The 25,105-nt window shown below is 64.1% G+C and carries 35 protein-coding genes and 3 tRNA genes; 37 read left to right on the forward strand and 1 reads right to left on the reverse strand.

The window, feature by feature from the left end:
- Positions 1-193 precede the first annotated feature (193 nt).
- The 36 genes from rpsL (at position 194) to H1343_RS07870 (ending at position 21,701) form a co-directional block, all read left to right on the forward strand.
- Positions 194-565, forward strand: a complete 372-nt coding sequence (gene rpsL / locus H1343_RS07695) for a 30S ribosomal protein S12 (RefSeq protein ID WP_039192521.1) — start codon at positions 194-196, stop codon at positions 563-565.
- 41 nt (positions 566-606) lie between these two features.
- Complete coding sequence (gene rpsG, locus H1343_RS07700) at positions 607-1,077, forward strand: 30S ribosomal protein S7 (protein WP_185985293.1); 471 nt, start codon at positions 607-609, stop codon at positions 1,075-1,077.
- 30 nt (positions 1,078-1,107) lie between these two features.
- Positions 1,108-3,198 (forward strand): elongation factor G, encoded by a 2,091-nt coding sequence (fusA, locus tag H1343_RS07705; protein ID WP_185985294.1) that lies wholly within the window; start codon positions 1,108-1,110, stop codon positions 3,196-3,198.
- A gap of 66 nt (positions 3,199-3,264) precedes the next feature.
- Positions 3,265-4,440, forward strand: a complete 1,176-nt coding sequence (gene tuf, locus H1343_RS07710) for an elongation factor Tu (protein ID WP_185982939.1) — start codon at positions 3,265-3,267, stop codon at positions 4,438-4,440.
- 164 nt (positions 4,441-4,604) lie between these two features.
- A complete protein-coding gene (gene rpsJ / locus H1343_RS07715; protein ID WP_006205468.1) occupies positions 4,605-4,913 on the forward strand; it encodes a 30S ribosomal protein S10 in 309 nt (102 codons plus the stop codon).
- Positions 4,914-4,974: 61 nt separating this feature from the next.
- The gene (rplC, locus tag H1343_RS07720) at positions 4,975-5,700 is read left to right on the forward strand and encodes a 50S ribosomal protein L3 (protein ID WP_185985295.1); all 726 of its coding nucleotides are present in this window, start codon (positions 4,975-4,977) and stop codon (positions 5,698-5,700) included.
- A complete protein-coding gene (rplD, locus tag H1343_RS07725) occupies positions 5,700-6,320 on the forward strand; it encodes a 50S ribosomal protein L4 (RefSeq protein WP_185985296.1) in 621 nt (206 codons plus the stop codon). The genes rplC and rplD overlap by 1 nt, the downstream gene beginning before the upstream one ends.
- Positions 6,317-6,610, forward strand: coding sequence for a 50S ribosomal protein L23 (locus tag H1343_RS07730; RefSeq protein WP_185985297.1), 294 nt, complete (start codon positions 6,317-6,319; stop codon positions 6,608-6,610). Before rplD ends, H1343_RS07730 begins: the two co-directional genes overlap by 4 nt.
- Positions 6,611-6,631: 21 nt before the next feature.
- Positions 6,632-7,468 carry a 50S ribosomal protein L2 gene (gene rplB / locus H1343_RS07735; RefSeq protein ID WP_185985298.1) on the forward strand — a complete coding sequence of 279 codons (837 nt, stop codon included), beginning with the start codon at positions 6,632-6,634 and terminating at the stop codon, positions 7,466-7,468.
- Positions 7,469-7,480: 12 nt separating this feature from the next.
- Positions 7,481-7,759 (forward strand): 30S ribosomal protein S19, encoded by a 279-nt coding sequence (rpsS, locus tag H1343_RS07740; RefSeq protein WP_185985299.1) that lies wholly within the window; start codon positions 7,481-7,483, stop codon positions 7,757-7,759.
- Between the two features lie 2 nt (positions 7,760-7,761).
- On the forward strand, positions 7,762-8,148 hold the full coding sequence (gene rplV / locus H1343_RS07745; protein WP_185985300.1) for a 50S ribosomal protein L22: 387 nt from the start codon (positions 7,762-7,764) through the stop codon (positions 8,146-8,148).
- The gene (rpsC, locus tag H1343_RS07750) at positions 8,148-8,864 is read left to right on the forward strand and encodes a 30S ribosomal protein S3 (RefSeq protein WP_185985301.1); all 717 of its coding nucleotides are present in this window, start codon (positions 8,148-8,150) and stop codon (positions 8,862-8,864) included. Before rplV ends, rpsC begins: the two co-directional genes overlap by 1 nt.
- A gap of 21 nt (positions 8,865-8,885) precedes the next feature.
- Positions 8,886-9,299, forward strand: coding sequence for a 50S ribosomal protein L16 (gene rplP / locus H1343_RS07755; RefSeq protein WP_185985302.1), 414 nt, complete (start codon positions 8,886-8,888; stop codon positions 9,297-9,299).
- An 11-nt stretch (positions 9,300-9,310) separates the two neighbouring features.
- Complete coding sequence (gene rpmC / locus H1343_RS07760; protein WP_185985303.1) at positions 9,311-9,511, forward strand: 50S ribosomal protein L29; 201 nt, start codon at positions 9,311-9,313, stop codon at positions 9,509-9,511.
- A gap of 12 nt (positions 9,512-9,523) precedes the next feature.
- Entirely contained in the window at positions 9,524-9,769 is a 246-nt protein-coding gene (gene rpsQ, locus H1343_RS07765) for a 30S ribosomal protein S17 (protein ID WP_185985304.1), read from the forward strand.
- Between the two features lie 63 nt (positions 9,770-9,832).
- On the forward strand, positions 9,833-10,201 hold the full coding sequence (rplN, locus tag H1343_RS07770; RefSeq protein WP_185985305.1) for a 50S ribosomal protein L14: 369 nt from the start codon (positions 9,833-9,835) through the stop codon (positions 10,199-10,201).
- Positions 10,202-10,213: 12 nt separating this feature from the next.
- The gene (gene rplX, locus H1343_RS07775) at positions 10,214-10,534 is read left to right on the forward strand and encodes a 50S ribosomal protein L24 (RefSeq protein ID WP_185985306.1); all 321 of its coding nucleotides are present in this window, start codon (positions 10,214-10,216) and stop codon (positions 10,532-10,534) included.
- Positions 10,527-11,084 (forward strand): 50S ribosomal protein L5, encoded by a 558-nt coding sequence (gene rplE, locus H1343_RS07780; protein WP_185985307.1) that lies wholly within the window; start codon positions 10,527-10,529, stop codon positions 11,082-11,084. Before rplX ends, rplE begins: the two co-directional genes overlap by 8 nt.
- 25 nt (positions 11,085-11,109) lie before the next feature.
- Entirely contained in the window at positions 11,110-11,415 is a 306-nt protein-coding gene (gene rpsN, locus H1343_RS07785) for a 30S ribosomal protein S14 (protein ID WP_185985308.1), read from the forward strand.
- Between the two features lie 12 nt (positions 11,416-11,427).
- A complete protein-coding gene (gene rpsH / locus H1343_RS07790) occupies positions 11,428-11,826 on the forward strand; it encodes a 30S ribosomal protein S8 (protein WP_185985309.1) in 399 nt (132 codons plus the stop codon).
- Positions 11,827-11,873: 47 nt separating this feature from the next.
- Positions 11,874-12,407: a 50S ribosomal protein L6 gene (gene rplF, locus H1343_RS07795; RefSeq protein ID WP_185985310.1), complete on the forward strand. Its 534-nt coding sequence runs from the start codon at positions 11,874-11,876 to the stop codon at positions 12,405-12,407.
- An 11-nt stretch (positions 12,408-12,418) separates the two neighbouring features.
- A complete protein-coding gene (gene rplR / locus H1343_RS07800; RefSeq protein WP_185985311.1) occupies positions 12,419-12,781 on the forward strand; it encodes a 50S ribosomal protein L18 in 363 nt (120 codons plus the stop codon).
- 155 nt (positions 12,782-12,936) lie between these two features.
- Positions 12,937-13,488 (forward strand): 30S ribosomal protein S5, encoded by a 552-nt coding sequence (gene rpsE, locus H1343_RS07805; RefSeq protein WP_185985312.1) that lies wholly within the window; start codon positions 12,937-12,939, stop codon positions 13,486-13,488.
- Between the two features lie 55 nt (positions 13,489-13,543).
- Positions 13,544-13,747 carry a 50S ribosomal protein L30 gene (rpmD, locus tag H1343_RS07810; protein ID WP_185985313.1) on the forward strand — a complete coding sequence of 68 codons (204 nt, stop codon included), beginning with the start codon at positions 13,544-13,546 and terminating at the stop codon, positions 13,745-13,747.
- A gap of 18 nt (positions 13,748-13,765) precedes the next feature.
- Complete coding sequence (rplO, locus tag H1343_RS07815; RefSeq protein ID WP_185985314.1) at positions 13,766-14,242, forward strand: 50S ribosomal protein L15; 477 nt, start codon at positions 13,766-13,768, stop codon at positions 14,240-14,242.
- A 209-nt stretch (positions 14,243-14,451) separates the two neighbouring features.
- Entirely contained in the window at positions 14,452-15,792 is a 1,341-nt protein-coding gene (secY, locus tag H1343_RS07820) for a preprotein translocase subunit SecY (protein ID WP_185985315.1), read from the forward strand.
- Entirely contained in the window at positions 15,793-16,386 is a 594-nt protein-coding gene (locus tag H1343_RS07825) for an adenylate kinase (protein ID WP_185985316.1), read from the forward strand.
- 208 nt (positions 16,387-16,594) lie between these two features.
- Entirely contained in the window at positions 16,595-16,963 is a 369-nt protein-coding gene (gene rpsM, locus H1343_RS07830; protein ID WP_185985317.1) for a 30S ribosomal protein S13, read from the forward strand.
- Positions 16,964-17,069: 106 nt separating this feature from the next.
- Entirely contained in the window at positions 17,070-17,459 is a 390-nt protein-coding gene (rpsK, locus tag H1343_RS07835) for a 30S ribosomal protein S11 (RefSeq protein ID WP_185985318.1), read from the forward strand.
- 133 nt (positions 17,460-17,592) lie between these two features.
- Entirely contained in the window at positions 17,593-18,612 is a 1,020-nt protein-coding gene (locus H1343_RS07840; RefSeq protein WP_185985319.1) for a DNA-directed RNA polymerase subunit alpha, read from the forward strand.
- A 132-nt stretch (positions 18,613-18,744) separates the two neighbouring features.
- Positions 18,745-19,167 carry a 50S ribosomal protein L17 gene (gene rplQ / locus H1343_RS07845; RefSeq protein ID WP_185985320.1) on the forward strand — a complete coding sequence of 141 codons (423 nt, stop codon included), beginning with the start codon at positions 18,745-18,747 and terminating at the stop codon, positions 19,165-19,167.
- Positions 19,168-19,280: 113 nt separating this feature from the next.
- Positions 19,281-19,355, forward strand: a tRNA-Thr gene (locus H1343_RS07850).
- A gap of 167 nt (positions 19,356-19,522) precedes the next feature.
- Positions 19,523-21,016 carry an alanine/glycine:cation symporter family protein gene (locus H1343_RS07855; RefSeq protein WP_185985321.1) on the forward strand — a complete coding sequence of 498 codons (1,494 nt, stop codon included), beginning with the start codon at positions 19,523-19,525 and terminating at the stop codon, positions 21,014-21,016.
- A gap of 80 nt (positions 21,017-21,096) precedes the next feature.
- Positions 21,097-21,173: transfer RNA gene (locus H1343_RS07860), tRNA-Pro, on the forward strand.
- Between the two features lie 122 nt (positions 21,174-21,295).
- Positions 21,296-21,604, forward strand: coding sequence for an ETC complex I subunit (locus tag H1343_RS07865; protein WP_185985322.1), 309 nt, complete (start codon positions 21,296-21,298; stop codon positions 21,602-21,604).
- Between the two features lie 21 nt (positions 21,605-21,625).
- A tRNA-Arg gene (locus tag H1343_RS07870) sits at positions 21,626-21,701 on the forward strand.
- A 537-nt stretch (positions 21,702-22,238) separates the two neighbouring features.
- Here the strand turns inward: H1343_RS07870 and H1343_RS07875 are convergent.
- The gene (locus H1343_RS07875) at positions 22,239-24,011 is read right to left on the reverse strand and encodes a peptidoglycan D,D-transpeptidase FtsI family protein (protein WP_185985323.1); all 1,773 of its coding nucleotides are present in this window, start codon (positions 24,009-24,011) and stop codon (positions 22,239-22,241) included.
- Between the two features lie 218 nt (positions 24,012-24,229).
- On the opposite strand from H1343_RS07875, the gene H1343_RS07880 reads away from it, so the two are divergent.
- Positions 24,230-25,087 (forward strand): glycine betaine ABC transporter substrate-binding protein, encoded by an 858-nt coding sequence (locus H1343_RS07880; RefSeq protein WP_185985324.1) that lies wholly within the window; start codon positions 24,230-24,232, stop codon positions 25,085-25,087.
- Positions 25,088-25,105 lie beyond the last annotated feature (18 nt).

Consider the following 25,105-nt stretch of genomic DNA (forward strand, 5'->3'; position numbering starts at 1 on the left):
CGATCTCAAACAAGGTTTCGTTCTACGAGACGCACCATCGCTGGCTGCATGACCGCAAGGTCCTCTGCTTTCGTCCGGGCAATCCACCGCAAGGCGGATTAAATGCCCGGTTTCGCGTATGACGGCAACGTCCCTGCGCGATGCGTTGTGCCGATCGTGTCGAAACGTTCTTGAAGGAAAAGGGAAGGCCCAGATGCCGACCATCAACCAGTTGATCCGCAAGCCTCGCGTCCGTCCGACGGAGCGCAATACGGTTCCGGCTCTGCAGGCCAATCCGCAGAAGCGCGGCGTTTGCACGCGCGTCTACACGACGACGCCGAAGAAGCCGAACTCGGCTCTTCGTAAGGTCGCCAAGGTGCGCCTCGTGAACGGTTTCGAGGTCATCGGCTACATTCCCGGCGAAGGCCATAACCTTCAGGAGCACTCCGTGGTCATGATCCGCGGCGGCCGCGTGAAGGACTTGCCGGGCGTGCGTTACCACATCATCCGCGGCGTGCTCGATACGCAGGGCGTCAAGGACCGCAAGCAGCGCCGTTCGAAGTACGGCGCGAAGCGTCCGAAGTAAGCGCCACCGTAGACCGCCCGAGACGAAAAGAGACGATATAGATGTCCCGTCGCCATTCCGCCGAGAAGCGTGAGATCAATCCGGACCCGAAGTTCGGCGATCTTGTCGTTACCAAGTTCATGAACGCCATCATGTACGACGGCAAGAAGTCGACCGCCGAGCGTATCGTCTACGGTGCGTTCGACGCTGTTCAGGACAAGGCTCGCCAGGACGCTGTGGCGATCTTCCATCAGGCGCTCGACAATGTCGCGCCTCACGTGGAAGTCCGTTCGCGTCGCGTCGGTGGTGCTACCTACCAGGTGCCGGTCGATGTCCGTCCCGAGCGCCGTCAGGCGCTGGCTATCCGTTGGCTCATCACGGCGGCCCGCAACCGCAACGAGACGACCATGGTCGATCGCCTTTCCGGCGAGCTCATGGATGCCGCGAACAACCGCGGTTCCGCGGTGAAGAAGCGCGAAGACACGCACCGCATGGCGGAAGCGAACCGCGCCTTCTCTCACTATCGCTGGTAACCGCTCTCCAGATCCGAAAGGCGACGCCCTATGGCCCGCGAATACAAGATCGAAGACTACCGCAATTTCGGCATCATGGCCCACATTGATGCCGGTAAGACGACGACGACCGAGCGGATTCTCTTCTACACCGGCAAGTCCCACAAGATCGGCGAAGTCCATGACGGCGCCGCGACCATGGACTGGATGGAGCAGGAGCAGGAGCGCGGCATCACGATCACGTCCGCCGCGACGACGACCTTCTGGGAAGGTCGCGACGGCAAGAAGCGTCGCTTCAACATCATCGACACGCCGGGCCACGTCGACTTCACGATCGAGGTCGAGCGTTCGCTGCGCGTTCTCGATGGTGCGATCGCTCTTCTCGACGCCAATGCCGGTGTCGAGCCGCAGACCGAGACGGTCTGGCGCCAAGCCGACAAGTATCATGTCCCGCGCATGATCTTTGTCAACAAGATGGACAAGACGGGTGCGGATTTCTTCCGCTGCGTTGAGATGATCAAGTCGCGCCTCGGTGCGCGTCCGATCGTCGTCCAGCTGCCGGTCGGTGCCGAGAACGAGTTCAAGGGCCTCGTCGACCTGATCGAGATGAAGGCTCTCATCTGGCGCGACGAGACGCTCGGCGCGAAGTGGGATGTCGTCGAGATCCCGGCCGATCTCCAGGCGAAGGCCGAGGAGTATCGCGAGGCGATGATCGAGGCCGCCGTCGAGATCGACGAGGGCGCGATGGAGCGTTACCTCGAAGGCACGATGCCGTCGAACGACGAGCTGCGCGCGCTGATCCGCAAGGGCACCTGCGATGTCTGGTTCACGCCCGTCCTGTGTGGCTCGGCGTTCAAGAACAAGGGCGTCCAGCCGCTGCTCGACGCGGTGGTCGACTTCCTGCCTTCGCCTGTCGATGTGCCGGCGATCAAGGGCATCGACCCGAAGACCGAGGGTGAGACCACGCGCAAGTCGTCCGACGACGAGCCGCTGTCGATGCTGGCCTTCAAGATCATGAACGACCCGTTTGTCGGTTCGCTCACCTTCTGCCGCATCTATTCGGGCAAGGTGTCGAAGGGCACATCGCTGCAGAACACGGTGAAGGACAAGAAGGAGCGTCTGGGCCGCATGCTCCAGATGCACTCCAACTCGCGCGAGGACATCGAAGAGGCTTATGCGGGCGACATCGTCGCTCTCGCCGGCCTCAAGGAAGTCACCACGGGCGACACGCTCTGCGATCCGCTGAAGCCGGTCATCCTGGAGCGCATGGAATTCCCCGATCCGGTCATCGAGATCGCGATCGAGCCGAAGACCAAGGGCGACCAGGAGAAGATGGGCCTCGCGCTCAACCGGCTCGCGGCGGAGGATCCGTCCTTCCGCGTCAAGACGGACGAGGAGAGCGGCCAGACGATCATCGCCGGCATGGGCGAGCTTCACCTCGACATCCTCGTCGATCGCATGAAGCGCGAGTTCAAGGTCGAGGCGAATATCGGCGCCCCGCAGGTCGCGTACCGCGAGACGATCACCCGTCAGGCGGAAGTCGACTACACGCACAAGAAGCAGACCGGTGGCACGGGTCAGTTCGCCCGCGTCAAGATGGTCTTCGCTCCGGCGGAGATCGGCGAGGGCTTCCAGTTCGAGTCGAAGATCATCGGCGGCGCGGTGCCGAAGGAATACATCCCCGGCGTCCAGAAGGGCATCGCATCCGTGATGACCTCCGGCCCGCTCGCGGGCTTCCCGATGGTCGACATCAAGGCGGAACTGATCGACGGCGCGTTCCACGACGTTGACTCATCGGTCCTAGCGTTCGAGATCGCCGCCCGCGCGGGCTTCCGCGAGGCGATCCAGAAGGCCGGCCCGAAGCTGCTCGAGCCGATCATGAAGGTCGAGGTTGTCACGCCGGAAGATTATGTCGGCGACGTCATCGGCGACCTCAACTCCCGCCGTGGCCAGATTCAGGGCACCGAGGCTCGCGGCATCGCGACCGTGGTGAACGCGATGGTGCCGCTGGCGAACATGTTCGGCTACGTCAACACGCTGCGTTCGATGTCTCAGGGCCGCGCGCAGTACACGATGCAGTTCGACCACTACGAGCAGGTGCCGAACCAGGTCGCCGAAGAAATCCAGAAGAAGTACGCCTGACGCGGGCTCCGCGACGGCATAACCCTCTGAAGGCCGCAAGCGGCCGAGTGAAATTGGAGAGCCACGATGGCCAAGAGCAAATTCGAGCGTAACAAGCCGCATGTGAACATCGGGACGATCGGTCACGTCGATCATGGCAAGACGTCTCTGACGGCGGCGATCACGAAGTTCTTCGGTGAGTTCCGGGCGTACGACCAGATCGACGCGGCGCCTGAGGAGAAGGCGCGCGGCATCACGATCTCGACGGCGCATGTTGAGTACGAGACGGAAGCGCGCCACTACGCTCACGTCGACTGCCCGGGCCATGCGGACTACGTGAAGAACATGATCACGGGTGCTGCGCAGATGGACGGCGCGATCCTGGTGTGCTCGGCCGCGGACGGCCCGATGCCGCAGACGCGCGAGCACATCCTGCTGGCCCGCCAGGTCGGCGTCCCGGCGATCGTCGTGTTCCTGAACAAGGTCGACCAGGTCGACGATCCTGAGCTTCTGGAGCTGGTCGAGCTCGAGGTTCGCGAGCTTCTGTCGTCCTACGACTTCCCGGGCGACGACATTCCGATCGTCAAGGGTTCGGCGCTGGCCGCGCTCGAGGACTCCAACAAGGAGATCGGCGAGGACGCGGTGCGCGCGCTGATGAAGGAAGTCGACGCCTACATCCCGACGCCGGAGCGTCCGGTCGACCAGCCGTTCCTGATGCCGATCGAGGACGTGTTCTCGATCTCGGGCCGCGGCACGGTTGTGACGGGTCGTGTCGAGCGCGGCATCGTGAAGGTTGGCGAGGAAGTCGAGATCGTCGGCATCCGCGACTCCAAGAAGACGACGGTGACGGGCGTCGAGATGTTCCGCAAGCTTCTGGACCAGGGCCAGGCGGGCGACAACATCGGCGCGCTGGTTCGCGGCGTCGACCGCGAGGGCGTGGAGCGCGGCCAGGTGCTGTGCAAGCCGGGTTCGGTGAAGCCGCACACGAAGTTCAAGGCCGAGGCGTACATCCTGACGAAGGAGGAGGGCGGTCGCCACACGCCGTTCTTCACGAACTACCGTCCGCAGTTCTACTTCCGCACAACGGACGTGACGGGCGTGGTGACGCTTCCGGAGGGCACCGAGATGGTGATGCCGGGGGACAACGTGACGATGGACGTGGTTCTGATCGTCCCGATCGCGATGGAAGAGAAGCTGCGCTTCGCCATCCGCGAGGGCGGCCGTACCGTCGGCGCCGGCATCGTCGCAACCATCGTCGAGTAAGCTGCGCGTGAAAGAAGCATCCGGCGGGGCGGCAGCCGCCCTGCCGGATGATGCCCGAAAGGGCGGTTGGGTCGCCTGTAGGCGGCTCGTTTCGAACGGCTGAAGAAGTTTCAAGCGCTCGGACAGTGCCGCCCGACGGCAGCTCCGACGAGAGGACGAATGCAATGAACGGCCAGAATATCCGTATCCGCCTGAAGGCGTTCGATCATCGGGTCCTCGACGCTTCCACGCGCGAGATCGTTTCGACGGCGAAGCGGACGGGTGCCAACGTGCGCGGGCCGATCCCGCTGCCGACCCGTATCGAGAAGTTCACGGTGAACCGCTCGCCGCACGTCGACAAGAAGTCGCGGGAGCAGTTCGAGATGCGCACGCACAAGCGTCTTCTCGACATCGTCGACCCGACCCCGCAGACGGTCGACGCACTGATGAAACTCGACCTCGCCGCAGGCGTCGACGTCGAGATCAAGCTCTAAGGAGCGACATGAACCGACCGGGTTACGGCCCCTAAGGTTCCTCTGGAGAGAGAACGAGAAAATGCGTTCAGGTGTAATTGCACAGAAGGTCGGCATGACCCGCGTCTACAACGACGCAGGAGAGCATGTGCCGGTCACTGTCCTCAAGGTCGAGAACCTGCAGGTTGTCGGTCAGCGGACCCAGGAGAAGAACGGCTACACCGCCGTTCAGCTCGGCGTCGGACTTGCGAAGGTCAAGAACGTCTCGAAGGCGATGCGCGGCGTGTTCGCGCAGGCGTCGATCGAGCCGAAGAAGAAGCTCGCCGAGTTCCGCGTCTCTCAGGACAACCTCGTCGATGTGGGCGCCGAGATCACGGCCGACCATTTCGTCGCGGGCCAACTGGTGGACGTCACCGGCACCTCGATCGGTAAAGGCTTCGCAGGCGCCATGAAGCGCCATAACTTCGGCGGCCTTCGTGCCACGCACGGCGTGTCGGTCTCGCACCGCTCGCACGGTTCGACCGGTCAGCGCCAGGATCCGGGCAAGGTCTTCAAGAACAAGAAGATGGCCGGTCACATGGGGCAGACCCGCGTGACGACGCAGAACCTTGAGGTCGTTCGCACGGACGCCGACAAGGGCCTGATCCTCATCCGCGGCGCGGTGCCGGGTTCGAAGGGCGGCTGGATCTACGTTCGCGATGCCGTCAAGGCGACGCTGCCGGATAATGCGCCCAAGCCCGCCGCGCTGCGACAGGCCGCAGCGGCTACGACTGCCGAAGAGGCGAACGCTTCCGAGGGAGCCGAGTAATGGACATCACGATCAAATCCCTGAACGGCGATGATGCCGGCAAGGTGACGCTCGCCGACGAGATCTTCGGTCTCGAGCCGCGCGAGGACATCCTGCAGCGCATGGTCCGATACCAGCTGGCCAAGCGTCAGCAGGGCTCGCACCAGACGCTCGGCCGCGCCGAGATCGCGCGCACCGGCGCCAAGCTCTACAAGCAGAAGGGCACCGGTCGCGCCCGTCACGGCTCGGCCCGTGCGCCGCAGTTTCGCGGCGGCGGCAAGGCCCACGGCCCGGTCTCGCGCTCTCATGCGCATGATCTGCCGAAGAAGGTCCGTGCGCTGGCCCTGCGCCATGCGCTCTCGGCCAAGGCTCAGTCGGGTGGCCTCATCGTCGTCGACGAACTGACCTCGGCGGACGGCAAGACCAAGGCGATGATCCAGCAGTTCGCCGGCCTTGGCCTGACGAACGCCCTGGTCATCGGTGGTGCCGAGGTCGAGGCGAACTTCGCCCGCTCGGCGCGCAACATCCCGCACGTCGACGTGCTGCCCGTGCAGGGCATCAACGTCTACGACATTCTCCGCCGCCAGACGCTGGTCCTGTCGAAGGCCGCGGTCGAGGCTCTCGAGGAGCGCTTCAAGTGACCGATCTTCGCCACTACGACGTCATCACGAGCCCGGTCGTCACCGAAAAGTCGACCATGGCTTCCGACAACAACCAGGTCGTCTTCAACGTGCCCGGCACCGCGACGAAGCCCGCCATCAAGGCGGCCGTCGAAGCGCTGTTCGGCGTGAAGGTCAAGGCGGTCAACACGCTGGTCCGCAAGGGCAAGACGAAGCGTTTCCGGGGCCGTCCGGGCCGCCAGAGCGACCAGAAGAAGGCGATCGTGACGCTGGCCGAGGGCCAGAGCATCGACGTCTCGACCGGGCTCTAAGGGCAGGGCGAGGATAAGATCATGGCATTGAAGAACTTCAAACCGGTCACGCCGAGCCTTCGCCAGCTCGTCATCGTCGACCGCTCGGGTCTGTGGAAGGGCAAGCCGGTCAAGCAGTTGACCGAAGGCCTGACCCAGAAGGGCGGCCGCAACAACACCGGTCGCATCACGGCTCGCTACCAGGGTGGCGGTCACAAGCGCACCTACCGCGTCATCGACTTCAAGCGTCGCAAGCTCGATGTTGTCGGGACGGTCGAGCGTCTTGAGTACGACCCGAACCGCACGGCCTTTATCGCGCTCATCCGCTACGAGGATGGCGAGATGGCCTACATCCTGGCGCCGCAGCGTCTGGCCGCAGGCGACAAGATCGTGTCGGGCCTGTCCGGCGTCGACGTGAAGCCGGGCAACGCGATGCCGCTTTCGGCGATGCCGGTCGGCACCATCATCCACAATGTGGAGATGAAGCCGGAGAAGGGCGGTCAGATCGCCCGCTCCGCCGGTGCCTACGCCCAGCTCGTCGGCCGCGATGCCGGCATGGCGATCCTGCGCCTGAACTCGGGCGAGCAGCGTCTTGTGCCGGGCTCGTGCTTCGCCACCGTCGGCGCGGTCTCGAACCCGGATCATGGCAACATCAATCTCGGCAAGGCCGGTCGCTCGGTCTGGCTGGGTCGCCGCCCGCATGTCCGCGGTGTCGCGATGAACCCGGTCGACCACCCGCACGGCGGTGGTGAGGGCCGCACCTCGGGTGGCCGTCACCCGGTTTCGCCCTGGGGCAAGCCGACCAAGGGCAAGCGCACGCGCTCGAACAAGTCGACCGACAAGTTCATCATGCGCTCGCGCCATCAGCGTAAGAAGTAAGGGTAGTTTGAGATGACACGTTCCGTCTGGAAGGGCCCGTTCGTCGATGGCTACCTTCTGAAGAAGGCCGAGAAGGTCCGCTCCGGTGGCCGCAACGAGGTGATCAAGATCTGGAGCCGCCGCTCCACGATCCTGCCGCAGTTCGTCGGTCTCACCTTCGGCGTCTACAACGGCTCCAAGCACATCCCGGTCTCGGTTTCCGAGGACATGGTCGGACACAAGTTCGGCGAGTTCTCCCCGACCCGCACCTATTACGGCCACGGCGCCGACAAGAAGGCGAAGAGGAAGTAATCATGGGCAAGGCCAAGGCCGAGCGCGTGCTGAAGGACAACGAGGCGAAGGCAGTCGCCCGTACGATCCGCGTCAGCCCGCAGAAACTGAACCTCGTCGCGCAGATGATCCGCGGCAAGAAGGTCGACACGGCGCTCGCCGACCTGACCTTCTCGCGCAAGCGGATCGCCGAGACGGTGAAGAAGACGCTGGAAAGCGCCATCGCGAATGCCGAGAACAACCACGATCTCGATGTCGACGCCCTCGTCGTCGCCGAGGCGTTCGTCGGCAAGTCGATCACGATGAAGCGTTTCCACGCCCGTGGCCGCGGCCGCGCCAGCCGGGTCGAGAAGCCTTTCTCGCACCTGACGATCGTGGTGCGCGAAGTGGCTGAAGAGGAGGCCGCGTAATGGGTCAGAAAGTCAATCCGACCGGTCTGCGGCTCGGCATCAACCGCACCTGGGATTCGCGCTGGTTCGCGAACACCGGCGAGTACGGCAAGCTTCTCCACGAGGACCTGGCGATCCGTCGCTATCTCCTGAACGAGCTGAAACAGGCGGCGGTCTCCAAGATCGTCATCGAGCGCCCGCACAAGAAGTGCCGCGTTTCGATCCACTCGGCGCGTCCGGGCATCGTGATCGGCAAGAAGGGCGCGGACATCGAGAAGCTTCGCAAGAAGCTGACCGCGATGACCAACGCCGAGACGCACATCAACATCGTCGAGGTGCGCAAGCCCGAGACGGACGCGACGCTCGTCGCGCAGTCGATTGCACAGCAGCTCGAGCGTCGTGTGGCTTTCCGCCGCGCGATGAAGCGCGCGGTTCAGTCGGCAATGCGCCTCGGCGCCGAGGGCATCCGCATCAACTGCGGTGGCCGTCTCGGCGGCGCGGAGATCGCGCGCATGGAGTGGTACCGCGAGGGTCGTGTGCCGCTGCACACGCTGCGCGCGGACGTCGATTACGGCACGGCCGAAGCGCACACCGCCTATGGCGTCTGCGGCGTGAAGGTCTGGATCTTCAAGGGCGAGATCCTCGAGCACGATCCCATGGCCTCCGAGCGCCGTGCGGTCGAGGGCGAGGCGTCGGGCGGTGGCGGCCAGCGTCGTCGCGAACGCGAACACGCCTGAGCATATTCGGAGTAGAACGAGATGTTGCAGCCAAAGCGCACGAAGTTCCGCAAGGCGTTCAAGGGCCGGATCCACGGTTCTGCCAAGGGCGGAGCGACGCTCAATTTCGGTGCTTTCGGCCTGAAGGCGCTGGAGCCGGAGCGGGTGACCGCGCGGCAGATCGAGGCGGCTCGCCGCGCGATCACGCGCCAGATGAAGCGCCAGGGGCGCGTGTGGATCCGGATTTTCCCGGACCTGCCCGTCACGGCCAAGCCGACCGAAGTCCGCATGGGTAAGGGCAAGGGTGCGATCGAGTACTGGGCGGCCCGCGTCGCACCGGGTCGCATCATGTTCGAGATCGACGGTGTTGCCGAGGACGTCGCCCGCGAGGCGCTGCGTCTTGGTGCTGCCAAGCTTCCGATCCGTACGCGCTTCATCCAGCGCATCGCCGAGTAAGGAGAGCGAAGATGAAGCCGTCCGATATCAGGACCAAGACCCAGGACGAGCTGAACGACCAGCTCGGTTCGCTGAAGAAGGAGCAGTTCAACCTGCGCTTCCAGCGGGCCACCGGCCAGCTCGAGAACACGGCGCGCGTGAAGGAGATCCGTCGCGACATCGCGCGGATCAAGACCATCGCCCGTCAGAAGACGGCCGAGAACAAGGCCTGAGGGTAGACAACGATGCCAAAGCGCGTTTTGCAGGGGACCGTCGTCTCCGACAAGAATGACAAGACCGTCGTGGTGCTCGTGGAGCGTCGCTTCACGCACCCGCTGTTCAAGAAGACCGTGCGCCGGTCGAAGAAGTACAAGGCGCACGACGAGACGAACCAGTACAAGGTCGGCGACATCGTCTCCATCGAGGAGACCCGTCCGATCTCCAAGGACAAGACCTGGACCGTCGTCGCCAACGAGGCGGCGTCCAACTGAAGACCACCGCCGGGCAGGCGCCGCATGGACGCCGCCCGGATCGCAATGTGAAGGCGGCCTGACATGATTCAGATGCAGACTAACCTCGATGTGGCGGACAATTCCGGCGCCCGTCGTGTCATGTGCATCAAGGTGCTGGGCGGCTCGAAGCGGAAGTACGCCTCGGTCGGCGACGTCATCGTCGTCTCGATCAAGGAAGCCATTCCGCGCGGCCGCGTGAAAAAGGGCGATGTGATGAAGGCCGTGGTGGTGCGTACCGCCAAGGACATCCGTCGCGCCGATGGTTCGGTGATCCGGTTCGACCGCAACGCCGCCGTCCTGATCGACAACAAGAAAGAGCCGGTCGGCACCCGTATCTTCGGCCCGGTTCCCCGCGAGCTTCGCGGTAAGAACCACATGAAGATCATCTCGCTGGCGCCGGAAGTGCTCTGAGGAACCGGACCGATGCAGAAGATTCGCAAAGGCGACACCGTCGTCGTACTCGCCGGCAAGGACAAGGGCCGCACCGGTGAGGTCATCCAGGTGATGCCCAAGGACGATCGCGCGCTCGTGCGCGGCGTCAACATGGTCAAGCGCCACCAGCGCCAGACCGCTTCCCAGGAAGCGGGCATCATCAACAAGGAAGCCTCGATCCACCTATCGAACCTGTCGCTGACCGACAAGAACGGCAAGGCGACGCGGGTCGGGTTCAAGATCGTGGGCGAGGGCGAGAACGCCAAGAAGGTGCGCTTCGCCAAGACCACGGGAGATCAGATCGATGGCTGAGGCCGCTTACGAACCCCGCCTCAAGGCGGTCTATCGCGACGAGATCCGCAAGGCGCTGCTCGAGGAGTTCAAGTACTCCAATCAGATGCAGGTGCCGCGGCTCGAGAAGGTCGTGATCAACATGGGCGTCGGCGAGGCGACGGGTGATTCGAAGAAGCCTTCGGTCGCTGCGGAAGACCTCGCCAAGATCGCCGGCCAGAAGCCGGTGATCACCAAGGCGCGCAATTCCATCGCGGGCTTCAAGGTTCGCGAGGGGATGCCGATCGGCGCGAAGGTCACGCTGCGCCAGGACCGGATGTACGAGTTCGTCGATCGTCTCGTTCAGATCGCCCTGCCGCGCGTGCGCGACTTCCGCGGGCTGAACCCCAAGAGCTTCGATGGCCGCGGCAATTTCGCCATGGGCATCAAGGAACACATCGTGTTCCCCGAGATCAACTACGACAAGGTTGATCAGATGTGGGGCATGGACATCATCGTGTGTACGACGGCGAAGACCGACGAGGAAGCACGGGCCCTTCTGAAGGCGCTCAACTTCCCCTTCCGCCAGTAACGGCAGGCGAAAAGGAACCTTAGACATGGCCAAGAAGAGCGCTGTCGAGAAGAACAAGCGTCGCGAGAAGCTGGTGGCGAAGTACGCTGCGAAGCGCGAGGCGCTGAAGAAGATCACGACCGACCAGAGCGCGAGCATGGAAGACCGTTTCCGTGCGCAGCTCCAGCTCGCCGAACTGCCGCGCAACTCCTCGAAGGTGCGCGTGCGCAACCGCTGCGAAGTGACGGGCCGCCCGCGCGCCTATTACCGCAAGCTCAAGATGAGCCGTATCGCGCTCCGGGACCTCGGCAACAATGGCCAGATTCCCGGCGTCGTGAAGTCGAGCTGGTAAGGAGGGTTTGAAATGGCTTTGTCCGATCCGCTCGGCGATATGCTGACCCGCATCCGCAACGCGGTGCTGCGCAACAAGAACACGGTGGCGACGCCGGCTTCCAAGCTGCGCGCGCGCGTGCTCGACGTCCTGAAGGACGAGGGCTACATCCGCGGCTACACCGAGACGACGTTTGAGAACGGCACCGCCGAGTTCAACATCGAGCTCAAGTACTACGAGGGCCAGCCAGTGATCCGCGAGATCGCCCGCGTCTCCAAGCCCGGCCGCCGCGTCTACGTCTCTTCGAAGACGATCCCGAACGTTGCGAACGGTCTTGGCATCTCGGTGCTCTCCACGCCCAAGGGTGTGATGGCCGACCACAGCGCCCGTGAACAGAATGTCGGCGGCGAGGTCCTCTGCCGCGTCTTCTGACGCGGTAGGGTCGATCTCAGCGCAGACGCGAACCGACAGGTTTTACGATGTCTCGTATTGGTAAGAAGCCGGTCACTGTTCCGGCAGGCGTGACCGCCTCCGTGGACGGTCAGACGGTCAAGGCGAAGGGCCCGAAGGGCGAGCTCTCGTTCGTGGTGAACGACGAGGTGCTGGTCAAGATGGAAGAGGGTGGCGTCAAGGTCGACCCGCGCGATCAGTCGAAGGAGGCACGCTCCAAGTGGGGCATGTCCCGCACGATGATCAATAATATCTTCACGGGCGTGAAGGACGGTTTCGAGAAGCGTCTCGAGATCCAGGGCGTCGGCTACCGCGCCGCCATGCAGGGCAAGAACCTGCAGCTGGCGCTCGGCTTCAGCCACGACGTCGTCTACCAGGTGCCGGAAGGCATCACGGTGGCGGTGCCGCGTCCGACCGAAATCGTCATCACCGGGATCGACAAGCAGCGCGTCGGTCAGGTGGCGGCGGAGATCCGCGAGTATCGCGGGCCCGAGCCGTACAAGGGCAAGGGCGTGCGCTACGCCGGCGAACAGATCGTTCGCAAGGAAGGCAAGAAGAAGTAAGGCACGCGATCATGGCTACACAGAAAGATCTGCTGCGGCGCCGCGCTTCCCGCGTCCGCCGTTCGCTCAAGAAGGTGGCGAACGGGCGTCCGCGCCTCTCGGTCCACCGCACTTCGAAGAACATCTACGTTCAGGTGATCGACGACGTAGAAGGTCGCACCCTCGCGGCCGCCTCGACGCTCGACGTCAAGCTGCGCGGCGACCTGAAGACCGGCGCCGACGTTGCCGCCGCCACGGCGGTGGGCAAGCTCGTTGCCGAGCGCGCGAAGGATGCCGGCGTCACCGACGTCGTCTTCGATCGTGGTTCGTTCATCTATCACGGCCGCGTCAAGGCGCTGGCCGACGCCGCTCGCGAGGGCGGTCTCAACTTCTGAGCCAGTCGGGCCGTCAGGTCCGGCGCTCAAATCGGCATGATTGACCGGCGACGCGGTTTCCCCGCGCGCCGGATCGTGCTTTAAGCCGGGCGTCGTTCGCGAAAGCCAAGCGACGCCCTCCCTGGACGCCTCCGGAAAAGAACAAGGAACAGGATATGGCGCCTCGTAACGAACGGAACGATCGCGAAGATCGCGACGACGGTTTCGTCGACAAGCTCGTTCACATCAACCGCGTCGCCAAGGTGGTGAAGGGCGGCCGACGCTTCGGCTTCGCCGCTCTCGTCGTCGTCGGCGATCTGAAGGGCCGCGTCGGCTTCGGTCATGGCAAGGCACGCGAAGTGCCGGAGGCGATCCGCAAGGCGACGGAAGCCGCCAAGCGCGACCTCATCTTCGTGCCGTTGCGCGAAGCTCGTACGCTGCACCACGACGTTCACGGCCGCCACGGCGCCGGCAAGGTCATTCTTCGAACGGCAGAGGCCGGTACGGGGATCATTGCGGGTGGTCCGATGCGCGCCGTCTTCGAGGTCGTCGGCATGCACGACGTCGTCGCCAAGTCGCTCGGCTCGTCGAACCCGTACAACATGGTGCGCGCGACGTTCGACGCCCTCAAGGGCCAGGCGCATCCGAAGGATGTCGCTGCCCGTCGCGGGATCAAGTACTCCACCCTGCAGGCGCGTCGTCGCGACCTGGTCGGCACCGAGGAGTAGGCGAGGGCTCCGCCTTTCGCCTTCTCATCAACGCCGCTTTTGAAGGAGCCATACGATGGCCGCTCAGAAAGAAAAGACCGGGACGATCACCGTCGAGCAGATCGGCAGCCCGCTTCGCCGCCCGGCCGAACAGCGCCAGACGCTGGTCGGCCTGGGCCTGAACAAGATGCACCGCCAGCGCACGCTGGAAGACACGCCTGCCGTGCGTGGCATGATCGCCAAGGTCAGCCACCTCGTGCGCGTCGTCGACGGCCAGTAAGAGCCGGGAGACTCAGCGATGAAACTTAACGAACTTTCCGACATCGAAGGCGCGACGCATTCGCGCAAGCGCGTCGGTCGCGGTATCGGCTCGGGCTCCGGCAAGACCGGCGGACGCGGCGTGAAGGGTCAGAAGTCCCGTTCGGGCGTGGCGATCAACGGTTTCGAAGGCGGCCAGATGCCGCTCTACCGTCGTCTGCCCAAGCGCGGCTTCGTCAACATCTTCGCCAAGAAGTACAACATCGTGTCGCTCGGCCGCATTGCCAAGGCGATCGAGGACGGCAAGCTGGACGGCAAGGCGACCATCGATGCCGAGGCTCTCAAGGCCGCTGGCATCCTGCGTCGCTCGCGCGACGGCGTCCGTCTGCTGGGCGATGGCGAGATCACCGGCAAGCTGACCATCGCGGTCGACGGTGCTTCGAAGTCGGCCGTCGAGAAGGTCGAGAAGGCTGGCGGGTCGGTCCAGCTTCCTGCTTCGGCAGCTGCCGAAGCCTGAGAATCATGAAGGGGCGGCGACCGTTATCCGTCCCTTCACTTTTGCGCGCGTCTTCACGTCAGGCCGGGAATTGTCGGTCGCACGACGTCATGAGCGTTGTTGTCCGGTGACGGGACGTCCTAGATAGAACGAGCCGAGCGCGCGACCTTGGCGATCGGAATTGCGATTCGGTCCCGCGCGCTCCTGGGGGAAACCCGGAGAGATCGACGATGGCATCGGCCGCCGAACAGCTTGCAGCCAACCTGAACTTTGCCGCCTTCTCGAAGGCGACGGACCTGAAGAAGCGAATCTGGTTCACGCTGGGCGCGCTCCTGGTCTACCGGCTCGGGACCTATATCCCGATGCCCGGGATCAACCCCGAAGCGATGGCGCAGGCGTTCAGCCAGCAGTCGACGGGCATTCTCGGCCTCTTCAACATGTTTGCCGGCGGCGCCGTCGAGCGCATGGCGATCTTTGCCCTCGGCATCATGCCGTACATCTCGGCCTCGATCATCATCCAGCTGATGACTTCGGTCATTCCCTCGCTCGAGACCCTCAAGAAAGAGGGCGAGCAGGGCCGTAAGATCATCAACCAGTACACCCGCTACGGCACGGTGCTGCTCGCCACGATCCAGGCCTACGGCATCGCGATCGGCCTGCAGTCCTCCGGCAATATCGTGACGTCGCCCGGTACGTTCTTCATCGTCTCGGCGGTGATCACGCTCGTCGGCGGCACGATGTTCCTGATGTGGCTCGGCGAGCAGATCACCGCGCGGGGTATCGGCAACGGCATCTCGCTGATCATCTTCGCGGGCATCGTGGCCAATCTGCCGCGTGCCATCGCGCAGATGCTGGAGTTGAGCCGTACGACGCAGGCCTATGGCCTGATCCTACTCGTCGTCGCCGCCTCTCTCGGCTGCATCGTCGTGATCGTCTTCTTCGAGCGTGCCCAGCGCCGGCTTCTGATCCAGTATCCCAAGCGCCAGGTCGGCAACCGGATGTTCCAGGGTGACACGTCACACCTGCCGCTCAAGCTCAATACGGCGGGCGTCATCCCCGCGATCTTCGCGTCTTCGCTCCTGCTCCTGCCGGTCACGATCGCGAACTTCTCCGACACCAGCCAGCTTCCGGGCTGGGCGACAGCGATCGTCGCCGCTCTCGGCCACGGCCAGCCGCTGTACATGCTGTTCTACGCGGGCATGATCGCGTTCTTCGCCTTCTTCTATACGGCGATCGTCTTCAATCCGAAGGACACGGCCGACAATCTGAAGAAGCACGGCGGCTTCATCCCGGGCATCCGTCCCGGAGAGCGGACCGCGGAGTATATCGACTACGTGCTGACGCGCATCACGGTGGTGGGCGCCATCTATCTCGTCGCCGTCTGTCTGCTGCCCGAAATCCTGATTTCGACCGCAGGCATTCCCTTCTATCTCGGCGGTACCTCGCTTCTGATCGTGGTTTCGGTCACGATGGACACGGTGGCGCAGATCCAGGGGCATCTGTTGGCGCATCAATACGAAGGCCTCGTCAAGAAGGCGAAGCTGCGTGGGGGAAAACGGGGTAATCGATAGATGAGACTGATACTGCTTGGCCCGCCGGGGGCGGGGAAGGGGACACAAGCGCAACGCCTCATTGAGCGATATGGCATTCCGCAGCTTTCCACCGGCGACATGCTGCGTGCGGCGGTTGCGGCGGGGACGGACGTCGGCAAGCGAGCACAGGCGGTAATGGACGCGGGCGAGCTCGTTTCGGACGAGATCGTCGTCGGGATCGTCGATGAGCGAATCGAGGAGCCCGACGCGAAGAAAGGCTTCGTTCTCGACGGCTTTCCGCGCACTGTTCCGCAGGCCGACGCTCTGGAGAAGATGCTCTCCGAAAAGGGCCTGAAGGTCGACGCGGTTATCGAGTTCCAGGTTGACGAGAAGGTGCTCGTCGGCCGGATCGAGAAGCGCGCCGCCGAGACGGCCGCCAAGGGTCTCCCGATCCGCAAGGACGACAAGCCGGAGGTGTTCCTTCGCCGGCTCGAGGAGTTCAAGGCTGCGACGACAGCCGTCGGCCCGTACTATCGCGAACGCGGCATTCTGCATTCGATTGATGGCATGGCACCGATCGACGAGGTGACGCGCCGCATCGAGGAGATCCTCACGGCCGCGGCGCTCGATTAGGACAACAGACACGGGCGGGCGCCCGGTTGACTTGCGGCGCCCTCTCGATTATCTGCGCACCATCCTTTCAGGTGGAAACGCGGCTGGCCGTCCGAGCAGGGCGTTGCCGGCCTTTCGCCTGTAGGTATCCCGCAAGGGCCGGCCTCCACCGGACGCGGGGTTCTGTCAAACGCGCCGACAGATCGTCGGCCCACATGGAGAGACGAATATGGCCCGTATTGCCGGCGTCAACATTCCGACCAACAAGCGCGTCGTCATCGCGCTGCAGTACATCCACGGCATCGGCCCGCGCTTCGCGCAGGAGATCGTCGAGAAGGTCAACCTCGCTGCCGAGCGTCGCGTGAACGACCTGACGGACGCCGAGATCCTGCAGATCCGCGAGATGATCGACCGTGACTACCGGGTCGAGGGCGATCTTCGTCGCGAGACCTCTATGAACATCAAGCGCCTGATGGACCTTGGCTGCTATCGCGGCCTGCGCCATCGTCGAGGCCTGCCGGTTCGTGGCCAGCGCACGCACACCAATGCGCGCACCCGCAAGGGTCCTGCCAAGGCAATCGCCGGCAAGAAGAAGTAATCTCGGGGAGGGCCATCGGGCTCTCCTCGTTCATGGGTGCGCCGGGCCGGCGCGCCCGGTGTAGCCGCCGGCATTACGGCGGTGTCGATATCCAAGGGAATAGAGAATGGCCAAGGAAGCACAGCGCGTCCGTCGTCGCGAGCGCAAGAACATCACCTCGGGCGTCGCCCACGTGAACTCCTCGTTCAACAACACGCTGATCACCATCACGGACGCGCAGGGCAACGCCATCGCCTGGTCGTCGGCCGGTGCGCAGGGGTTCAAGGGCTCGCGCAAGTCGACGCCGTTTGCTGCGCAGATCGCTGCCGAAGATGCTGCCAAGAAGGCGCAGGAACACGGCATGCGTACCCTCGAAGTCGAGGTCTGCGGACCCGGCTCGGGTCGCGAGTCGGCGCTGCGCGCGCTGCAGGCCGCCGGCTTCACGATCACCTCGATCCGCGATGTGACGCCGATCCCGCACAACGGCGTTCGCCCGCGCAAGAAGCGCCGCGTCTAAGGCCGTCTTCGAAGACTGCACCGCACCGCTTATCCAGCGGTGCGGTTTTGCCCGTTTCGAGAGGGGGGATCCTTCTCATGAGACGCCCGATGCCACGATTGGATGGTGGCCGGGCAGTTGAAAGGCAAAAGCCATGATCGCTAGCAACTGGCAGGACCTGACCAAGCCGAATCAGGTCGTCTTCAAGAGCGGCTCGCGCACGAAGGCCTCGCTCGTCGCTGAGCCGCTGGAGCGCGGCTTCGGCCTGACGCTCGGCAACGCGCTGCGTCGCGTTCTTCTGTCCTCGCTGCAGGGCGCGGCGGTGACTGCGATCCAGATCGACGGCGTTCTCCACGAATTCTCCTCGATCGCCGGTGTGCGCGAGGACGTCACCGACATCGTCCTGAACGTCAAGGAAATCGCCATCGGCATGCAGGGCGAGGGCCCGAAGCGCATGGTCCTGCGCAAGCAGGGCCCAGGCGTCGTCACTGCCGGCGACATCCAGACCGTTGGTGATATCGAGATCCTGAACCCCGAGCATGAGATCTGCACGCTCGACGAGGGCGCAGAGATCCGCATCGAGTTCACCGTGAACACCGGCAAGGGCTATGTGCCGGCCGACCAGAACCGCGCCGAGGATGCGCCGATCGGGCTCGTGCCGGTCGATTCGCTGTTCTCGCCGGTGAAGAAGGTGTCCTACAAGGTCGAGAATACCCGCGAGGGGCAGGACCTGAACAAGGACAAGCTGACGATGGAGATCGAGACCGATGGCTCGATCTCGGGCGAGGACGCCGTGGCCTACGCCGCGCGCATCCTGCAGGATCAGCTTTCGGTGTTCGTGAACTTCGAGGAGCCGCAGCGCGACCAGCGCGGGGCCGCCGACGAGCAGATCGCAGAGCTCGCCTTCAACCCGGCGCTGCTCAAGAAGGTCGACGAACTCGAGCTCTCGGTGCGCTCGGCCAACTGCCTGAAGAACGACAACATCGTCTATATCGGTGATCTGATCCAGAAGACCGAGGCGGAGATGCTGCGCACGCCGAACTTCGGGCGCAAGTCGCTGAACGAGATCAAGGAAGTGCTGGCCTCCATGGGCCTGCATCTCGGCATGGAAGTGAACGCCTGGCCGCCGGAGAACATCGACGATCTGGCCAAGCGCTACGAAGACCAGTACTGAGAACCAACCGCCGCCTCCGGGCGGCGGTCGCATGCCAGACCAATCATTCAAAGGCACATGCGACCCGCTTGAAGGGAACGCGAGGATGCCGTCCCCCGGCGAGAATGCCGGCATTTTTCGAGGAAGAACACGATGCGTCACGCCAATCGGGGCCGCAAGCTCAACCGCACCCACGAGCATCGCAAGGCGATGTTCGCCAACATGGTCGCTTCGCTCATCGAGCACGAGCAGATCGTAACAACCCTGCCGAAGGCGAAGGATCTTCGCCCGATCGTCGAGAAGATGATCACGCTCGGCAAGCGCGGCGACCTGCATGCGCGCCGCCAGGCGATCAGCCAGGTGCGCGACGAGACCGTCATCAAGAAGCTGTTCGATACGCTGGCTCCCCGCTATGCGGACCGCAACGGCGGATACACACGCGTGCTCAAGGCGGGCTTTCGTCGCGGCGACAATGCGCCGATGGCGGTGATCGAGTTCGTCGACCGTGACGTCGATGCGCGCGGCGCGATCGATCGCGCTCGCGTTGAGGCCGAAGGCGAGAACGAGGCCGCCTAAGCCACACAGCGTTGATTTTTGAAGGCGGCGGGTGCGGATTTTCGTGCCTGCCGCCTTTGCTATGGAGGCGCTCCGTCGTATGTCGGGGCAGGGGCGGCGTGTCGCCCCATGAGGCCGGCTTAGCTCAGCGGTAGAGCAGCGGTTTTGTAAACCGAAGGTCGGGGGTTCAATCCCCTCAGCCGGCACCATTCTTGCTGTCCGAGGGCCCAAGAGCCTTCAAGGACAGCGCCGCGAGGGAAGCGGCGACTGATTCGACGTTCTCCCCGCGCTTGCGAACGACGGCGCATTCCCCGACAGTCTGTGCGGCGATTCTGCGGCGGCCTTTCGCCGGGACGGGATGAAAGGGCGTAGGGCGATGGATCTCATTTACGGGCTGTTCTCGGCGATCGAGGACTTCACGTGGGGCTGGGCCCTTATTCCCATCCTGGTGATCTTCGGCGTCTTCATCACCGTGATGAGCGGCTTCGTGCAGTTCGAATATGTCGGGCGGATGTTCCGTGTGCTGTCCGCCAAGAACCAGAGCGGCGATCCCAACGCGATCAGCGCCCGCGAGGCGCTCCTCGTCTCCGTCGGCGGGCGCGTGGGCGGCGGGAACATCGCGGGTGTCGCCGTCGCCATCACCATCGGCGGTCCGGGCGCGGTGTTCTGGATGTGGGCAGTGGCGCTGATCGGCATGGCGACGAGCCTCGTCGAATCGACGCTCGCGCAGGTCTACAAGCGCGCGAACGGTGACGGCACCTATCGCGGCGGCCCCGCCAGCTACATCATCCACGGTCTCGGCGCACAGTATCGATGGCTCGCGATCTTCTACGCCCTGTGCCTGATGGCGGCTTTCGCCTTCGGCTTCAACGCTTTCCAGGGCAATACCTTCGCGGGCGCGGTGAACGATTCGTTCGGCCTCGGTCGCGGCTGGAGCGGCGCATTCCTCGCCGTCCTCACGGGCTTCATCGTCTATGGCGGCATCAAGCGGATCGCCAAGGCATCGGACGTGATCATCCCGATCATGGCGTTCGGCTACATCGGCATGGCGCTCCTAATCATCGTGCTTAACATCACGGACGTGCCGAGCGTCCTCTACTCGATTGTCGCGAACGCGTTCGGCTTCGAGGAGGCCGTCGGCGGGGGCGTCGGGGTCGCGCTAGCGCAGGGGCTGCGTCGCGGCCTGTTCTCCAACGAGGCAGGGCTCGGCTCCGCGCCGAATGTCGCCGCGACGGCCGACGTGCGGCACCCGATCAGCCAGGGGATCACGCAGTCCTTCTCGGTCTTCATCGATACGATCATCATCTGCTCGTGCACGGCCTTCATCATCCTCCTGAGCCCGGTCTATCAGCCGGGCGCCGAGGGCATCGACGGCGTGGTGCTGACCCAGCAGTCGCTTGTCAGCCATGTCGGGGACTGGTCGCAGTACTTCCTGACCTTCGCGATCCTGCTCTTCGCCTTCTCCTCCATCATCTACAACTACTATCTCGGGGAGACGGCGCTTTCGGTGATGACGCAGAACCCGGTGGCGCTGCACGTCCTGCGGCTCGCGATCGTCGCCGTCGTGTTCCTCGGGGCGACGGCGCCCGGGGCGAGCGCGGTGTTCTTCTTCTCCGACCCGCTGATGGGCGTGCTCGCGCTTGTCAACCTGATGGCGATCATGATGCTTTTCCCGATCGCGCTGCGCGTGCTCAACGACTTCCGGGCGCAGTTAAAGGCGGGGGTTTCGCGCCCGGTCTTCGATCCTGAGCGCTTCTCGGACCTTGCGATCGATCCGACCGCCTGGCCGCATGCGCGCAAGGCCGGGGAGGAAGGGGCATCGCGCGATGACAAGCCGACGGCTGGCGCGGCGCCGGCCACGGCGCGCTGACGGGAAAATCGTGCTGGCGACGATTGACTTCCGGCGTGAGACACCGCAGATCGCCGTTGTGGCTGGTTCGTCCAGCCATTCGGAGCGTAGCGCAGCCTGGTAGCGCATCTGGTTTGGGACCAGAGGGTCGCAGGTTCGAATCCTGCCGCTCCGACCAAATGCCAAGTATCGCACCGAACGCCGGTCGGTTCTGTACGGCAGATGGGTGGAATGACGTTTCAGAGCGCTTTCGCGTCCGCATGGGCGTCTGCGCTCCAAAGCCGCCGACGGAGAGTTTCGATGGTCGCCCGCATCTATCGTCCCTCACGCACCGCGATGCAGTCCGGCAAGGGTAAGTCCCACGAGTGGGTGCTCGTTTACGAACCCGCCGAGGCCAAGACGGTTGAGCCGCTGATGGGCTATACGTCCTCCGGCGACATGCGCTCGCAGATCCGCCTGACCTTCGAGACGAAGGAAGAGGCTATCGCCTATTGCGAGCGACAGGAAATCGCCTTCGAGGTGGAGGAGCCGAACGCGCCGCGCTCACGGCCCAAGCTTTCCTATTCCGACAACTTCCGGTACGACCGCGTACAGCCCTGGACGCATTGACCCGCGGCCGGGGTCCGGTGCGGCCCCGTAGCTCAGTGGATAGAGCACCGGCCTTCTAAGCCGATGGTCGCAGGTTCGAATCCTGCCGGGGTCGCCAGTCGTTTGCATGCTTCCCCCGGCCGTTGATCGCCGTCGCGAGTTGATGCCTTAACGTACCGAGGTCAAGAACGCGGCAGAACGGCATCTGCACGATACTCATCACGCAGCATCGAGAGCGACGCTCCGGAACGGATCGTCGCTCGCGGGATTAGCTGCCCATGGGCAAGAGATACACCGTCGAGACGGCTTTCAAGGCCGGCAAGGACGCACACGACCGCGGCGTGCTTCGCGCTCTCGGTCCGCATCGCAGAGGTTCGCCCGACTATGAGGATTGGGTTCGCGGATGGGATGCGGCCCTGCGCGCCGGACGTGGCGATCCGTCGAGGCTGAACGAAAGGCCGGATATTCTCACGCTCAGGGACGCCCGGCTCCAAAGCGCGAACAGCGAGGACCTCAACATTCTCGGCGACCGTCCTCGACCGAGAGCGCGGTGATGTCAGCTCGTGTCTGAGCGCGCTAGCCTGGGCGCTCGCACATTTCGCGGGTCCGGCTCGGCTCGGGCGACTGTGCGGTGTCGATAGCCCGGCGGGCCGCATCAGTAGTTCGCGAGCACCGCGTCATAGGTCGCCATCCGGATGCGGTCATATCCGAAGGGACGCAGGGCCAGCGTGTTGGCGAAGGGGTTCTGCGGATTCCCCATTGTCGGCGGCATGTGCATGATCGGCAGGATCCGGCTCAGGATCCGGCCCGCTGCCGGCACCGCGTTCCAGCCCGAGGTGCGGAAGCCGTGCGTACCCTCAACGGGTTTGGGCTCATCCAGAATCACCAGGAAAAGGTACTTTGGGTCGTTCGCCGGGAGGATGCCCATGAAGGAGGTCATCACGCGCGTGCGCTCGTAACGACCATTGATCACCTTCTCCGCCGTCCCGGTCTTGCCGCCGATATAGTAGCCATCGAGGTTGGCGCCCTTGGCCGAGCCGGTGATGGCGTTCAGGCGCATCAGATAGCGTAGTGCCTCGCCGGATTGCGGCGTCACGACATTGTCCTGAATGATGCGTGAGGCCGGATCGCTGCCCTTCACGAAGGTGGGCCGATAGAGGTGCCCGCCGTTGACGAGCGCGCCGATGCCCATCGCCGCCTGCAGGGGCGTGACGGCAAGGCCGTGCCCGAAGGCGATCGTGGCCGTGTTCACCGGCTGCCAGTTCCGCGGCACGATGGGGCTTGCGCTCTCGGGCAGTTCGGTCGTCAGGCGGTCGAGTTGGCCGAGCTTGCGCAGGAACGCCTGGTGGCCTTCCACGCCGACGCCCATCGCCATGCGGCCGAAGGCGATGTTGGAGGAGTGCAGGAACGCCTCCGGGACGTTGAGCGGCCGGTTTTCGCCGCGGAAGTCGTTGATGCGGAAACGGCCGAAGCTGAGCGGACGGCTGGCGTCCAGCACGGAATGGATGTTGAAGATGCCCGAATCGAGCGCCATCGCCGTCGTCATCGCCTTGAAGGTCGAACCCATCTCGTAGACGCCGACATTGATGCGGTTGATGTTCTCCGGCTTCTGGGCCTGCGTGGCGTCGTTCGGGTCGAAATCCGGGATCGAAACAAGCGAGAGGACCTCGCCGTTCGTCACGTCGAGAACGAGCCCGGCGCCCCCGACGGCCTCGTACTTGTCGATCTCGGCCTTCAGGCTGTCGGTGAAGGCGTGCTGGACCTTCAGATCGACACTGAGCTCGACCGGGGTCAGGCTTTCGCTGGAAAGGTCCATGCCGGCCGTCTGCAGTGCTTCGAGGCCGCTGCGATCGATCCAGCGCTCAATGCCGGCGATGCCCTTGTTGTCGATGTTGACCGCGCCCAGCACCTGAGCGGCCGCGGGCCCGTTGGGATAGAGGCGGCGCGTCTCCCGGCGAAAGCCGACGCCCGGCACGCCCTGCTCCCACATCGCCTGCTGCTGGCGTGGGGTGATGGTGCGCTTGACCCAGGTGAAGCCGCCATTGCCGCTGAGACGCCGATGCAGCGTGCTCGCGTTCAGGTCCGGGAAGATCGCCATGATCTTTTCCACAGCCTCGTCGACGTCCACGATGCGGCGCGGCTCGGCATAGACGGAGAAGGACGGTACGTCGGTTGCCAGGATCTCGCCGTTGCGATCGAGGATATCCGGACGCGCGACAGAGGGCGGGGCGGGGTTGTAGCGCGCAACCGCCTCGTCGACCGCGCCGAACCAGACGAGGCGCGTGAGGATCACACCGTAGACGCCGGCAAAAAGCCCTGCGGCAAGGAGCGCCCGGACACGGTTGCGCGGCGGCTGGCTTGCACGCCTGTTGTGCGGGCTCTTCTGCGTTGCGTCTGCCTGCGTCGATGGCCCGGTCTGTCTTGTCATGCGAACTCGCTGGTGGAGGGCAGGCGAGCGAGGCCATGCCGCAGCAAATTGATGTAAATTCTATGTGCCAAGGTGGTTAAGAACGGGTTGATGGGCCGTCGACTCCGTCTGCGGAGCGGCTGCCGGATCGTCGGTGACCACAGGGTCGGTCGTGGGGTAGGAATGCGCGGACCGTCTCTTTAGGGTTGTGCCCGTTCACAACAGCCGAAGGCGATCGAATGCAGAAAAGACGCTCCACCCTCATCCTCACGGGCGCGGCCCTTCTGGGCTTTGCCGCCGTGCCGCAGGCGAGCGCGCAACCCGGCGGCGAGATCAGGATAGGCATGAAGGAGTGGGCCGAGAACGTCGCCGTCTCCAACATGTGGAAGCAGGTTCTGGAGGAGAAGGGATACAGCGTCAGCCTGACGACGGTGGGCCGGGTCATCTCGTTTGCAAGCATGGCGACCGGCGACCTCGATCTCGACCTTGAGAGCTGGCTGCCTGCGACGGACGCGGAGCTTTTCGAGCGCTACGGTGACGACGTCGAAGCTGGAAGTGCCTGGTATGATGGTGCGCGCCTCGGCCTCGTGGTGCCGAGCTATGCGGACATCGAATCAGTCGATGATCTGCAGGACGCGAACGTCCTGGACAGCGCCTATTCCCAGGACGTCATCGGCATCGAGAGTGGCTCGGCTTTGATGGGCATGGCCGAGAGGGCGATGGGCAGCTACGAGCTTGATCGCGAGCTGATCACCGGTTCCGAGGCTGCGATGATGGCCGTTCTCAACCGCGCCTACGAGACCGAGCAGTCGATTGTCGTCACGCTCTGGAGCCCGCATTGGGCCTTCGCGCAGTATGACCTCAAATATCTGGACGACCCGCAGGGCGTGTTCGGTGACGTGGAGCAGATCCACTATGTGACGCGCTCAGGATTCGCGGAGGATTTTCCGAGGGTCCACGAATGGCTGGAGGCATGGGAGATGGACGATCAGTCCCTCGGCAGCCTGATGGCGGCCGTCGAGGAGGGCGGAGAGGTCGAGGGCGTCTCTCAGTGGATCGACGAGAACCGCGAACTCGTGGACAGCTGGATTGAGTAGCGGGTCGGAATGCCGCCG

The sequence above is a fragment of the Aureimonas mangrovi genome (genome assembly GCF_014058705.1).
Classification (GTDB): Bacteria; Pseudomonadota; Alphaproteobacteria; order Rhizobiales; family Rhizobiaceae; genus Aureimonas; species Aureimonas mangrovi.

What these genes read in the sequence shown, in the direction of transcription:
- rpsC (WP_185985301.1), top strand. Translation starts at nt 8,148, where the DNA reads ATGGGTCAGAAAGTCAATCCGACCGGTCTGCGGCTCGGCATCAACCGC.
- rpmD (WP_185985313.1), top strand. Translation starts at nt 13,544, where the DNA reads ATGGCCGCTCAGAAAGAAAAGACCGGGACGATCACCGTCGAGCAGATC.
- H1343_RS07840 (WP_185985319.1), top strand. Translation starts at nt 17,593, where the DNA reads ATGATCGCTAGCAACTGGCAGGACCTGACCAAGCCGAATCAGGTCGTC.
- rpsK (WP_185985318.1), top strand. Translation starts at nt 17,070, where the DNA reads ATGGCCAAGGAAGCACAGCGCGTCCGTCGTCGCGAGCGCAAGAACATC.
- rplN (WP_185985305.1), top strand. Translation starts at nt 9,833, where the DNA reads ATGATTCAGATGCAGACTAACCTCGATGTGGCGGACAATTCCGGCGCC.
- tuf (WP_185982939.1), top strand. Translation starts at nt 3,265, where the DNA reads ATGGCCAAGAGCAAATTCGAGCGTAACAAGCCGCATGTGAACATCGGG.
- secY (WP_185985315.1), top strand. Translation starts at nt 14,452, where the DNA reads ATGGCATCGGCCGCCGAACAGCTTGCAGCCAACCTGAACTTTGCCGCC.
- rpsL (WP_039192521.1), top strand. Translation starts at nt 194, where the DNA reads ATGCCGACCATCAACCAGTTGATCCGCAAGCCTCGCGTCCGTCCGACG.
- H1343_RS07825 (WP_185985316.1), top strand. Translation starts at nt 15,793, where the DNA reads ATGAGACTGATACTGCTTGGCCCGCCGGGGGCGGGGAAGGGGACACAA.
- rplV (WP_185985300.1), top strand. Translation starts at nt 7,762, where the DNA reads ATGGGCAAGGCCAAGGCCGAGCGCGTGCTGAAGGACAACGAGGCGAAG.
- rpsM (WP_185985317.1), top strand. Translation starts at nt 16,595, where the DNA reads ATGGCCCGTATTGCCGGCGTCAACATTCCGACCAACAAGCGCGTCGTC.
- rplD (WP_185985296.1), top strand. Translation starts at nt 5,700, where the DNA reads ATGGACATCACGATCAAATCCCTGAACGGCGATGATGCCGGCAAGGTG.
- rpsJ (WP_006205468.1), top strand. Translation starts at nt 4,605, where the DNA reads ATGAACGGCCAGAATATCCGTATCCGCCTGAAGGCGTTCGATCATCGG.
- rplF (WP_185985310.1), top strand. Translation starts at nt 11,874, where the DNA reads ATGTCTCGTATTGGTAAGAAGCCGGTCACTGTTCCGGCAGGCGTGACC.
- rplE (WP_185985307.1), top strand. Translation starts at nt 10,527, where the DNA reads ATGGCTGAGGCCGCTTACGAACCCCGCCTCAAGGCGGTCTATCGCGAC.
- rpsN (WP_185985308.1), top strand. Translation starts at nt 11,110, where the DNA reads ATGGCCAAGAAGAGCGCTGTCGAGAAGAACAAGCGTCGCGAGAAGCTG.
- H1343_RS07875 (WP_185985323.1), bottom strand. Translation starts at nt 24,011, where the DNA reads ATGACAAGACAGACCGGGCCATCGACGCAGGCAGACGCAACGCAGAAG.
- fusA (WP_185985294.1), top strand. Translation starts at nt 1,108, where the DNA reads ATGGCCCGCGAATACAAGATCGAAGACTACCGCAATTTCGGCATCATG.
- rplR (WP_185985311.1), top strand. Translation starts at nt 12,419, where the DNA reads ATGGCTACACAGAAAGATCTGCTGCGGCGCCGCGCTTCCCGCGTCCGC.
- rplO (WP_185985314.1), top strand. Translation starts at nt 13,766, where the DNA reads ATGAAACTTAACGAACTTTCCGACATCGAAGGCGCGACGCATTCGCGC.
- rplB (WP_185985298.1), top strand. Translation starts at nt 6,632, where the DNA reads ATGGCATTGAAGAACTTCAAACCGGTCACGCCGAGCCTTCGCCAGCTC.
- rpsG (WP_185985293.1), top strand. Translation starts at nt 607, where the DNA reads ATGTCCCGTCGCCATTCCGCCGAGAAGCGTGAGATCAATCCGGACCCG.
- rplC (WP_185985295.1), top strand. Translation starts at nt 4,975, where the DNA reads ATGCGTTCAGGTGTAATTGCACAGAAGGTCGGCATGACCCGCGTCTAC.
- rpsH (WP_185985309.1), top strand. Translation starts at nt 11,428, where the DNA reads ATGGCTTTGTCCGATCCGCTCGGCGATATGCTGACCCGCATCCGCAAC.
- rpsS (WP_185985299.1), top strand. Translation starts at nt 7,481, where the DNA reads ATGACACGTTCCGTCTGGAAGGGCCCGTTCGTCGATGGCTACCTTCTG.
- rplP (WP_185985302.1), top strand. Translation starts at nt 8,886, where the DNA reads ATGTTGCAGCCAAAGCGCACGAAGTTCCGCAAGGCGTTCAAGGGCCGG.
- H1343_RS07865 (WP_185985322.1), top strand. Translation starts at nt 21,296, where the DNA reads ATGGTCGCCCGCATCTATCGTCCCTCACGCACCGCGATGCAGTCCGGC.
- H1343_RS07880 (WP_185985324.1), top strand. Translation starts at nt 24,230, where the DNA reads ATGCAGAAAAGACGCTCCACCCTCATCCTCACGGGCGCGGCCCTTCTG.
- rpsE (WP_185985312.1), top strand. Translation starts at nt 12,937, where the DNA reads ATGGCGCCTCGTAACGAACGGAACGATCGCGAAGATCGCGACGACGGT.
- rpsQ (WP_185985304.1), top strand. Translation starts at nt 9,524, where the DNA reads ATGCCAAAGCGCGTTTTGCAGGGGACCGTCGTCTCCGACAAGAATGAC.
- rplQ (WP_185985320.1), top strand. Translation starts at nt 18,745, where the DNA reads ATGCGTCACGCCAATCGGGGCCGCAAGCTCAACCGCACCCACGAGCAT.
- rpmC (WP_185985303.1), top strand. Translation starts at nt 9,311, where the DNA reads ATGAAGCCGTCCGATATCAGGACCAAGACCCAGGACGAGCTGAACGAC.
- rplX (WP_185985306.1), top strand. Translation starts at nt 10,214, where the DNA reads ATGCAGAAGATTCGCAAAGGCGACACCGTCGTCGTACTCGCCGGCAAG.
- H1343_RS07855 (WP_185985321.1), top strand. Translation starts at nt 19,523, where the DNA reads ATGGATCTCATTTACGGGCTGTTCTCGGCGATCGAGGACTTCACGTGG.